This is a genomic window from Synechocystis sp. LEGE 06083 (genome assembly GCF_015207725.1).
GTDB lineage: Bacteria > Cyanobacteriota > Cyanobacteriia > Cyanobacteriales > Microcystaceae > Synechocystis > Synechocystis salina.
On record NZ_JADEWJ010000120.1, the window covers coordinates 1 to 10,435 of the forward strand.

13 protein-coding genes are annotated in these 10,435 nt (G+C 47.1%); 9 read left to right on the plus strand and 4 right to left on the minus strand.

From position 1 onward, the window contains the following. Both IQ219_RS10570 and IQ219_RS10575 read left to right on the plus strand, forming a co-directional pair. Positions 1 to 292, plus strand: a 292-nt coding sequence (locus tag IQ219_RS10570; protein WP_194072573.1) for an STAS domain-containing protein, incomplete at its 5' end; no start/stop codon positions are given. Between the two features lie 99 nt (positions 293 to 391). Further along, a complete protein-coding gene (locus tag IQ219_RS10575; RefSeq protein ID WP_194072574.1) occupies positions 392 to 1,255 on the plus strand; it encodes a universal stress protein in 864 nt (287 codons plus the stop codon). On the opposite strand, the gene IQ219_RS10580 is transcribed toward IQ219_RS10575, so the two are convergent. Next, complete coding sequence (locus tag IQ219_RS10580) at positions 1,241 to 2,245, minus strand: NAD(P)/FAD-dependent oxidoreductase (protein WP_194072575.1); 1,005 nt, start codon at positions 2,243 to 2,245, stop codon at positions 1,241 to 1,243. The two genes, IQ219_RS10575 and IQ219_RS10580, sit on opposite strands and share 15 nt — an antisense overlap. Before the next feature lie 153 nt (positions 2,246 to 2,398). Between IQ219_RS10580 and IQ219_RS10585 the strand changes: the two genes are divergently transcribed. The 7 genes from IQ219_RS10585 (at position 2,399) to IQ219_RS10615 (ending at position 7,435) form a co-directional block, all read left to right on the plus strand. Next, the gene (locus IQ219_RS10585) at positions 2,399 to 2,935 is read left to right on the plus strand and encodes an SH3 domain-containing protein (protein ID WP_190599419.1); all 537 of its coding nucleotides are present in this window, start codon (positions 2,399 to 2,401) and stop codon (positions 2,933 to 2,935) included. A gap of 137 nt (positions 2,936 to 3,072) precedes the next feature. Further along, positions 3,073 to 3,327, plus strand: a complete 255-nt coding sequence (locus IQ219_RS10590) for a DUF6761 family protein (protein WP_190599486.1) — start codon at positions 3,073 to 3,075, stop codon at positions 3,325 to 3,327. 176 nt (positions 3,328 to 3,503) lie between these two features. After that, positions 3,504 to 5,231, plus strand: coding sequence for a succinate dehydrogenase/fumarate reductase flavoprotein subunit (locus tag IQ219_RS10595; RefSeq protein ID WP_194072576.1), 1,728 nt, complete (start codon positions 3,504 to 3,506; stop codon positions 5,229 to 5,231). Positions 5,232 to 5,365: 134 nt separating this feature from the next. Beyond that, the gene (locus IQ219_RS10600; RefSeq protein ID WP_190599421.1) at positions 5,366 to 5,533 is read left to right on the plus strand and encodes a PCP reductase family protein; all 168 of its coding nucleotides are present in this window, start codon (positions 5,366 to 5,368) and stop codon (positions 5,531 to 5,533) included. A 51-nt stretch (positions 5,534 to 5,584) separates the two neighbouring features. Further along, positions 5,585 to 5,929 (plus strand): histidine triad nucleotide-binding protein, encoded by a 345-nt coding sequence (locus IQ219_RS10605; RefSeq protein ID WP_190599422.1) that lies wholly within the window; start codon positions 5,585 to 5,587, stop codon positions 5,927 to 5,929. 45 nt (positions 5,930 to 5,974) lie between these two features. Next, positions 5,975 to 6,856, plus strand: a complete 882-nt coding sequence (locus IQ219_RS10610) for an alpha/beta fold hydrolase (protein ID WP_194072577.1) — start codon at positions 5,975 to 5,977, stop codon at positions 6,854 to 6,856. A 36-nt stretch (positions 6,857 to 6,892) separates the two neighbouring features. Next, positions 6,893 to 7,435 (plus strand): DUF192 domain-containing protein, encoded by a 543-nt coding sequence (locus IQ219_RS10615; protein ID WP_194072578.1) that lies wholly within the window; start codon positions 6,893 to 6,895, stop codon positions 7,433 to 7,435. 71 nt (positions 7,436 to 7,506) lie between these two features. Here the strand turns inward: IQ219_RS10615 and IQ219_RS10620 are convergent, their stop codons facing one another. The 3 genes from IQ219_RS10620 to IQ219_RS10630 all read right to left on the minus strand — a co-directional run bounded on the left by IQ219_RS10620 (position 7,507) and on the right by IQ219_RS10630 (position 10,208). Further along, on the minus strand, positions 7,507 to 7,683 hold the full coding sequence (locus IQ219_RS10620; RefSeq protein WP_190599425.1) for a (2Fe-2S)-binding protein: 177 nt from the start codon (positions 7,681 to 7,683) through the stop codon (positions 7,507 to 7,509). Positions 7,684 to 8,301: 618 nt separating this feature from the next. Continuing rightward, on the minus strand, positions 8,302 to 9,744 hold the full coding sequence (locus tag IQ219_RS10625; protein WP_194018985.1) for a hypothetical protein: 1,443 nt from the start codon (positions 9,742 to 9,744) through the stop codon (positions 8,302 to 8,304). A 35-nt stretch (positions 9,745 to 9,779) separates the two neighbouring features. Beyond that, the gene (locus IQ219_RS10630) at positions 9,780 to 10,208 is read right to left on the minus strand and encodes a GtrA family protein (RefSeq protein WP_190599427.1); all 429 of its coding nucleotides are present in this window, start codon (positions 10,206 to 10,208) and stop codon (positions 9,780 to 9,782) included. Positions 10,209 to 10,435: the final 227 nt, after the last annotated feature.

Consider the following 10,435-nt stretch of genomic DNA (forward strand, 5'->3'; position numbering starts at 1 on the left):
TGACAACGATCGTATTTTTCATGTCTCTGGTCAAATTTTCTTCGTTTCCAAAGAAGAGTTTCTTGAAGCCTTTGATTTTGACGAATTGGTAGACCGGGTTACTATCAATTTAACCCATGCCCATCTTTGGGACCAAGGGGCAGTGGGCACAGTGGAGCAAATTATGACTAAGTTCCGGCGCAATGGCATTGATGTGGAATTGGTGGGCTTAAACGAAGCTAGTGCGACCCTTTGGCAAAATTTGACCAAGGAACCGGAACTAAAACTTATCAATTCTTCTGTTGAAAATTAAGACTTAGTATCGGTACTTAACTAGGACGAAATTGGGAGAACTGGCCATGCTTTTTTATAACTTACACATCACCAATTATTTTTTGGGAATGCTACCATTGTGAAAAATATTTTACTCTGCACTGATGGATCGGATTTCGCCCAACAAAGTTATCCCTATGCCGCTTGGTTGGCCAGTAAATTAGGTGGCAATATCAAGGTTTTATACGTCACTGATATTCGGGCTCAAAAGGCAGTGGAATCGGTCAACTTAAGTGGCAGTATTGGCTTAGGAACTTCTGAAGAATTATTAAAACAATTGGTGGATTTAGAACATACTAAAGCCAAGCTTAATCATCAAAAGGCGAAACTGCTCCTGGCAACGGCGAAAATCGCCCTCCAGCAAGTTAGCATAGAGTCAGTGCAGGTTATGTACAAAACAGGTTTTTTATTGGATTGTCTAGAAGATTTAAAGCGCGATTTTGATGTAATTATCCTTGGTAAAAGGGGGGAAACAGCTAAATTTGCCCAGGGTCATTTGGGAGCTAATATGGAAAGAATTATTCGCAGTATTCCCAAGCCTTGTTTGGTCACCCCAAAGCAGTTTCAAACCATTACCAAAGTTCTTTTTGCCTATGACGGTAGTGCCAGTTGCCAAAAAATTCTGCAGTTTTTAACCAGTTCCCCCCTATTAGCTGATTTACCGTTGCACATTGCCACAGTGGCAAAAACCAACCACGACTCCCAGGCGATCGCCAATTTGGGTACAGCGGAAAAAGTCTTGGAAAAAGCTGGTTTTAAGCCCCAGGCGGAATTGTTGGTGGGACATGCGGAAGAAGTCATTGTTCGCTACCAGGAAGATAATGCCATTGATTTATTGTTAATGGGGGCCCATGGCCATAGCCGTATTCGCCATTTGGTCATCGGCAGTACCACCGCTCAAGTTCTACGCAAAACTTCCATTCCCGTTCTAACCTTTCGCTAGGGAATTCAACAAATGTTCGGCGATCGCCAATCCGGATAGGGCCGCCCCTTCCACTTTGCCACCATGGAAAGCATCTCCCCCAAAGTAAACTGGGCCAGGAAAATCCCCAAAGAGAAAAGGTTGATCCAGGGGATTTTGGGGATGGCTATAGCGCCAGAGATGTAAATGGGAAGCCAACACCGCTGAGCCTAACCAGGGTTGGGCCGCTTCGGTCATCAACTGGATTACCTGGGCGATATCGGTTTCTAAATGATGACGACTAAACTCCGGGCCCGCCTGCACCGTCACCCCGTAGCCTTGGGGAGAAACGCCCTTTTTCGTGCTGCAAGCCATCCAAGCCAAGGGTTCTCCCGATAACCAGAGACCACCGGGGTCAGGCACTAAACTGGGCTGCTCCAGCAGTAGAGACAAGCTAAAGCAAGGGTCATAGGTCACGGCCCCCAAGGTTTGGTGGGCATAATCCGGCAACTTAATGGCCGAAGTCTCAAATAGGTCTAAGGTTTGGGGTAACGGCGCTGTCACTAACAGGCGATCGCCTGGATAAACCTGCCCTGAATCACAATGAACCTGCCAAACATTATCCTGCCAGTGAAAAGAATTAACCCTTTCCTGATTAACCACCCTCAAATCCTGGGCGAGGTATTGGGCCAAACTACGATTACTTGGTTCCCCGCGATATAGCTTGACCCCCTGACTACGGATTGCGCCGGTTTCCGTACCCATGCCTTCTGCCCAAACCTTGACCACCCCGGCATTGAGCCAATCCTCTACCCAAGCAAGAAAGAGAGGATCTTGAGCCTTGAAGTACTGGGCCCCAAAATCAAAACAGCCCACCGCTTCTCCATGGCGTAATCTCCGGGAAGCTAATCTGCCCCCAACGCCCTTGCCCTTATCCAGTACTGTCACTTCTAAGCCCTGACGTTGAAGCACCACCGCCGCCATTAAACCGCAGAGACCACCACCCACAATAACCACGGATACTTGTTTCATTTCTGTTAACTTTTTGTTAATTTTGATTACCTAATTGTTTCATTTGTCGAACTAGTTAACCCTTTGGTAAGGCCGCAACAACTAGTCAACTATAATGTTAGATGGAAATCAAAATCTTTTCAGGATTTTTATCGAATTCAATGGTGACTCACCATGCAAGGTCCCATCAATGCCACAGCAAAAGTTGCTCCCCACCGTATCTTCAAACTCATTAACTTGATGGCAGTGTTTGGTCTGTTGGGGCAAGTTTTTTGCTTGCAGGGTCCTGCCTTAAGCCAAAATGCCCTCACTGTCTGTGGAGCGGAGACCGGAAGGGTTTATTTACGGAACCGTCCCAGTAATGCCAGCCAAAATGCCAACCGCACCCTTAGCAATGGCACCCCTGTGCAAGGATACGAATACCGCAACGGCTTTGTGTTTGTGGAAACTGCCAATGGTTCCTCCGGATGGGTCACAGAACGCTATCTCTGTGGCGGTTCCCCCGTTGGTGGCTCTCCGGCCTATATTTGCGGCGCTGAAACCGGACGGGTATATTTGCGCGCTCGCCCCAGTAATGCCAGCCAAAATGCCAACCGTACCCTGAGCAATGGCACTGCGGTTAGCACCGAAGGTTACAGTAACGGTTTTTTCTTGGTGGAAACCATGAATGGCATGAGGGGCTGGGTGACGGAACGTTATGTTTGCCCGTAAATAAAGACGGAGATTGGCGGTTGATGCTGACCATTGCTTAACTAGCGGGGATCAACAAAACTTTCCAAAGGTATTCCCGTCTCGTTAGAATCAGAGATAATGCTTGAAATAGTCAGTGAATCATAACCATGTCCATAATGTTGCAAGACCCCCAACTCATTCGTTTTTATCAGAAGTTAACCGATGCGATGGTGGATTTATGGAACCGTAGCCGTTCGATGGAGGAAATCCGCCTCTATGTGGATGGGTTTATTGCCTGTCTGCGTTATAGCAATCAAATCGAACCCTACTTGATCCACCGTCTGGAGGAGGAAGTCTTTGCTTTTTTAAGAGACCCTTCCAACTTTAGTTACTCTGCTTTTGAAACGGAAAAAGACTACGACTATTTTTAAAAAAATTCGGTTAATTCGTTGATCAATTACTCGCCTAGATAGTCTGCAGTTAAAAATAGTTAGAAAAATATACACAAGTAGGACAAGCAAAAATTGATCAATCACCAAAAATGATTCAGCATTAGGAAAGGCAGGCCCAAGGGGATTGTCGTTGTTGCTTCTTTGAAGGTTTTTCCATGCTTGAACAGGACGTTGTCATCGTTGGTGGGGGTTTAGCCGGTTGTCGGGCAGCCCTGGAAATTAAGCGCCTGGCCCCCGATACCAAAGTGGCGATCGTGGCGAAAACCCATCCCATCCGTTCCCATTCTGTGGCAGCCCAGGGGGGCATTGCGGCCAGCCTGAAAAACGTTGATGCGGAGGACTCCTGGGAGGCCCATGCCTTTGACACGGTGAAGGGGTCGGATTATTTGGCGGATCAGGATGCGGTGGAAATTCTCACCAAGGAAGCACCGGAAGTCATTATCGAACTAGAACATTTGGGCGTTCTTTTTTCCCGCCTACCGGACGGTAAAATTGCCCAGCGGGCCTTTGGCGGCCACTCTCACAACCGCACTTGCTACGCCGCCGATAAAACTGGCCATGCCATTTTGCATGAATTGGTTAATAACCTGCGCCGCAATAAGGTGGAAATTTATGATGAGTGGTATGTGATGAAACTCATCTATGAAGATGGCCAGGCTAAGGGCTTAGTAATGTATGAAATTTCCACTGGCCGCATCGAAATTGTCCGGGCCAAGGCGGTGATGGTGGCCACGGGGGGCTACGGTCGGGTTTATAACACCACTTCCAATGACTACGCTTCCACTGGAGATGGTTTGGCCATGGCGGCGATCGCCGGAATACCGTTGGAAGATATGGAATTTGTCCAGTTCCATCCCACAGGGCTATATCCGGTGGGGGTACTGATTTCTGAGGCGGTGCGGGGAGAAGGGGCCTATTTAATTAACAGTGAGGGGCGACGGTTTATGGAAGACTATGCCCCCAGTCGCATGGAGTTGGCCCCCAGGGATATTACTTCCCGAGCGATTACCTTGGAAATCCGAGCGGGGCGGGGCGTGAATGCCGATGGCAGTGCTGGAGGGCCCTACGTGTACCTCGATCTGCGCCACATGGGGCGGGAAAAAATTATGAGCCGTATTCCTTTTTGTTGGGAAGAAGCTCATCGCTTAGTGGGCATTGACGCGGTGGAAGAACCAATGCCGGTGCGGCCGACGGTGCATTACTGCATGGGGGGCATTCCAGTAAATACCGATGGTCGGGTGAGGAAAAATGCCAACGAGTTAACAGAAGGATTTTTTGCGGCGGGGGAATGTGCCTGTGTTTCCGTCCATGGGGGCAATCGTTTGGGCAGTAACTCCCTCTTGGAATGTGTAGTTTATGGCCGTCGTACTGGTCGCAGCATTGCCGAATATGTCCAAGGGCGATCGCTCCCGACCATTGACGAAACCGTTTATAAAACCGAGGCCCAAACCCGCCTTGAGCAACTTCTTAACCAGCAGGGATCGGTGCGTATCAGTGCCTTGCGCCAAGCTTTTCAGGATTGCATGACTAGCCATTGCGGGGTTTTCCGTTCTGAATCTGTCATGGCGGAGGGATTGGCCCAGGTGCAAAATTTTAAGGCCCAATACGAGCAAATCTTTTTGGACGATAAACAGCCGCAATGGAATACAGAAATTATTGAAGCTTTGGAACTGCAAAGCATTATGGCGGTGGGGGAATTGATTTTAACTTCTGCCATTCAACGGCAGGAGAGTCGGGGGTCACATGCCAGGGAAGATTTTTCCAGTCGGGACGATGAACAATTTCTACGCCACACTTTGGCTAGTTTTGAGGGAGAAAAAATCAAAGTTGACTATATGCCGGTGGTGATTAATCGCTTTGAGCCCAAGGAGCGTAAATATTAGTTACTAACGGCCAAGATTGGAGCTAGTGCCAGATTGCACTTAAGTTTTACTGGGCATAGTCTTAGCCAAGCCTCTGGGTTAGAATGTGCCTGTCAAGTCGTCCTGAAGGGCGAAGTTTTAAACCCGTTTTTTCAATGAGTGATCCCATTATCTGGACTGACGAAGCCACCAGTCGTTTAAAGGAAATTCCCTTTTTCGTTCGTCCTGCCGCCCGCAAGAAAATAGAAAATTTTGCTAGGGAAGCGGGAATCACAGAGATAACGGAAGCCGTTTATGAACAGGCTAAACAAAAATTCAATTAGCCATGCCCTGGTAGTGGGTTAATCTGAATGGTGGCAGTTGAGGTTCAAACCATGGCAGAAGATACCATTTTTGGCAAAATTATTCGTCGGGAAATTCCAGCGGCAATCGTCTATGAAGATGACCTTTGTCTAGCTTTTAAGGACGTTAACCCCCAGGCCCCAGTCCATGTGCTCCTAATTCCCAAAAAGTCTCTGCCCCAATTGTCGGCGGCAACCCCCGAAGACCACGCCCTACTAGGACATCTTTTGCTGAAGGCGAAGGAAGTGGCGGCGGATTTAGGCATTGGCGATCAGTTTCGGCTGGTCATCAATAACGGGGCCGAAGTGGGACAAACTGTGTTCCATCTCCACCTCCATATCCTCGGCGATCGCCCTTTTAGCTGGCCTCCGGGTTAAAGGGTTATGATGGGAAAATAAGCTCACTTAACAATTCTTAACAAGATGCAGTCCTTTTCGCCCCAGATCACCGCACCAACGGGTAACTATTGGCAATGGCAAGGGCACCAGATTTACTATGTCCGGGCAGGACAACCCCAGCCGGATCGGCCCTCTTTACTGCTAGTGCACGGTTTTGGCGCCTCCACTGACCATTGGCGTAAAAACATTGAAGAACTCCAGGAGCAATTCCAGGTGTGGGCCATTGATCTGTTGGGCTTTGGGCGATCGGCTAAACCCGCCCAGGAATATAGTGGTCAACTGTGGGAACAACAGTTACTGGATTTTATTGACCAGGTGATTGGCGAAAAAACGGTGGTGGCGGGCAATTCCCTGGGGGGCTACGCTGCCCTCTGTACGGCGGCTAACGGTGGCGACAAAATTGCTGGGGTGGTCTTGCTCAACAGCGCCGGGCCATTTGGGGATCAAATTAGTGAGCGCAGTATCAATTTGGCGCAAAAAATGATCCAAAGTTTGATGCTCCAGCCCCTACCCAGTTATTTGCTATTCCAATATTTGCGCCGCAAACCCACTATTCGGAAGACCCTACAAAAAGTTTACGTAGATCAAACGGCGGTGACCGATCGCCTGGTGGAGGAAATTTACCGTCCTTCCTGCGATGCGGGGGCAGCCCAGGTGTTTGCCTCAGTGTTCAAATCTCCCCAGGGGGAAATGGTGGACAAATTGCTGGCTAAGTTGCAAGCGCCCCTGTTGGTCATTTGGGGAGAGGGGGATCCCTGGATGCGGGTCAAGGAAAGAAGCATCAAGTTTCGGCAACATTATCCCCAGTTAACGGAACATTTTTTACCAGCAGGGCACTGTCCCCACGATGAAGATCCGTCCACCGTCAATCGGCTGATGCGGGATTGGTTAGCTACCATTGGTTAGTCCCCTATCCCTTGGGGTTGATCCCCATCGTTTGCCATGACCCCGTTGACTTTCCGTAACTTAGGTCAATCTAAAGCCCAATCTATTCTGCGGACTTTGGTAACCATTGGCTTTGGTGTTGGATTGGCAATGGGGACGGTGGGGTGTAGTCCCAGTTACTCCCGATCGCCGGTGGTGGAATCTTTGCCCCTGACGGCGCAGGTAACGATTGGCTCGGAAACAATTTTGCTAGAAGTGGCGACAACTCCCACCCAACAGGCCCAAGGCTTGATGTTTCGCACCGAACTAGCTGGCGATCGGGGAATGTTATTCACTTTTCCTGAGCCAAGAATTGCCCGTTTTTGGATGAAAAATACCTTAATTCCCCTTGACATGATCTTTCTGCGGGATGGGCAGATTAAACAAATTATTCCCAACGTGCCTCCCTGCAAAGCGGACCCCTGTCCCAACTACGGCCCCCTCGGCCAAGAGGTTAATCAGGTGCTGGAATTGAAGGCAGGAAGGGCTCAAGAACTGGGCTTGGAAGTCAACCAAGTACTGGAATTTCAGCCCTTATCAGGGGATGTACCCGTCAAATAGTTTGTAGATTGCAGCTTATCGTTAGTATTTGTATTTTTTCAACTTAATACTCAATTTATTCCGACTCCCACCTAGGCTAATTTCCTTCTGGCGATCGCCTCTAGCACCTGGCAAGCATGGCCCTGGCACACACCACAATCAGCCCCTACTCCCGTGGACTCGGACAATTCTTCCAGGGAGGTTATGCCCCGTTGAGCGGCGGCTTCAATTTCTTTATCGCTGATACCCCGGCAAACGCAGATGTACATAAGGGTTCTTCTGTGAACTGTTATAAGAGATTTAACAAAGACTATTGCAAATTATTTTCATTATGCCCCAAGAAGGCAGAAAAAACAATTTTTTGTTGGTTATTTTTCATAGATCGCAGAAAAATTTAAATTAAAACGTGGTATCCCTAGTTAAATTTATCTCTATGAATAGGAATATTTATGGCTTATAAGGCTTCATAATTAATTAAATTATTTGCAAATTTTTGCTGCGTTTCAAGTTCCCAGACTGGGTTTTTCCTTGATATAGCCCGCTCAAATTTCCAGGCTGAGTATCTTAAAATTCTCAAGAAGGATTTCCATTGCCCTCCCATTATGAAGAAAGGCTGCCTGCCAAAGCTTCAGAGCCCATTTCTAGGGAAAATACTAAACTTGCTCAATCCCTTGCCTGACAAGCATTTGGTCTGTGCAAGAGATTAGCCACGCCAAAATTATCGGGCGATCCAGAATCTGCTCTTTTTTTACGGTGTCCCCCAGGCAAATTCTTCAACCGTTGCAAATCATAACTTTCATGACTCAGTAACCCCGATGCCACTCAATATGCTGTAATACTTTTTAATTATACTTAACTAATCAACGACCTTCTGCTATTATTCATAATTAAAATTTTTCCAGAAGATGGCTAACAAAGAAAGGAATCACCTTAAATTGATTTTGATATAGCTCTACCAACGTGACCGGAGCTTCTGGTGGAATCATGCCGGACTGATACTGCAAAACAATTAGCAGATTCCAAAAAGCAAAAAGAGCTGTGACAAAAACTGCCCATTTCTGCCAGCGTTGACGGGGAAACTTCTGCCAAAAACTGGCAATCCCAAACACAAATAAAAAAGTGCAATTACTAAACATTCTCCCCCCCACACTAGCTCCCTGCCACCAGGACCACCAAGCGGCAATAAAATAAACTTGAGCTAGGAAAGTTACCAAAAAAATGGTGTTTAAACGGGGCAATAGTTGCCAACCCAGCACTAAGCCAACTACAGCTAGTAAGGTTATGGGATGCCAAATAAATAGGCCCCGATGACCGGAGAATAACACTTGCCAAAGGGATGGTTGCAACCAATTAAAGCTGCCCCCATGGCCTGTAGCTTGCCCCTCTTCTAAATAGGGAATGCGGTCAATGCCGCCATACTGCCAAAGATAAATTAATAGCTGGGGAATTTGCATTATTACCGCCACTGTCAGAATCACTAGCAGCGGTTGCCAAAATTTTACCTGAGTAATATTTCTAAAAATAGTTTGACTTCTTTTTCTCCAATTAATAGTTGTTAAATTATCTTCTTTTTCATTCGATAATTCCCCTTCAAAACCGATTGCCGCCACCAATATCGGTGCGATAAAAAACAGTACATCCTGGGGCCGTACCCAAGCGGCAAAGGCGATCACCAGCCCGAGAATAATTTGCCAACGGCCATTGGTTAACCAAGGTTTGGTGAATATGCCATATAAAAATAAGGCAATTAGGAAAGCAGAAACGGCGTGGGACATGGACACTTCTATGAATAGGTAGTAACTCAATGGTGAAGCAAACCAAACTCCTGTCACCGCCAATAAACAACTGAGATGGGAAAAATAACGCCGGGCGAATAAATAACTTAAAGCTAAACCAGCGATGCCTAAACCAACGCTTCCTAAACAGTAAAATAACTCGTATGGCCAGGACATACCATTGACGGGAATGGCGTTATTGAACTGATGTAAAATCAGAGCAACAAGATGGCCTAAGGCAAAGAACGGTAACAGAACAATGCCTAGCCCCACCGTGTATTTGCTGTATTCTGGAATGGGTCCAAATACCCGGGGACTGCTGTTGAATTGGCCTGCGGTTTCAGCGTAATAACTATATTCGTTATCTACCCTGAGGTTGCCATCAAATAATAAAGACCTCAAGGGGGTGTAATAGCCTAATCCATCACCGTACACCCCAAAGCCAGTGACAAAGAACTTGAGCAAAAAAATCCCTAAAGTAACAGCTATTGCAATTAAAAAGCAGTATTTAAGGTTTTTCTCGTCGTTAATGAAGTAAAAAATCTTACCTACCATTATCTATCCCTTCCATCACACCAATGGGTTCCAAATTAAGCTTTCTTTTTTGGTTTACGCCAGACCCAAAGAAAGTTGGTGGCCATACTCCAAAAAACGGTAATCATGGTGGCTACGATCGCCGCTATTTTATGATCCCAGCCCAGCTTATTGCCCAAAATCACAATAATTAGACTCCAGAGAAAAAAGCCACTAAAGTTGGCCACATGGTATTCCCAACAGCGTTGCCAAGAAAGGCTGGGATTACGAAAGACCCACAAGTCGATCGCCCCGTAACGAATGATGGTAATAACTTCAGCAGAGAGGACAGAAGCCCAGGTGAGGGTCATGCCGAGGGACACCTTAAACCAATCCAGCAGGACAACGTTAAAGACCATGGCGATAATGCCGATGATCCACCAGCGCACCATTGCATTCCGCCACAGGCGTTGTAGATAAATGGGCAAAGTTTCCCTGGTAATCATGGCAAAGTCAGTAAAGGGCAGATAATCCGGCTATTATACTGGTCAATGTTCTAGGAAAATTGGTATCTAATCTCAAACAGGAGCTGAATTTTTCCCTTGGAGGATAACGCAAAGCCCTGAGTTGATCCAACGGCAAACTAATTATTGTTTTTATGTCTTCCCCTCTGGTTTTCCCCAGTGACAGCCATTATTGGCTTGAAAATGCCCACATTCCCCCCAATTTAATC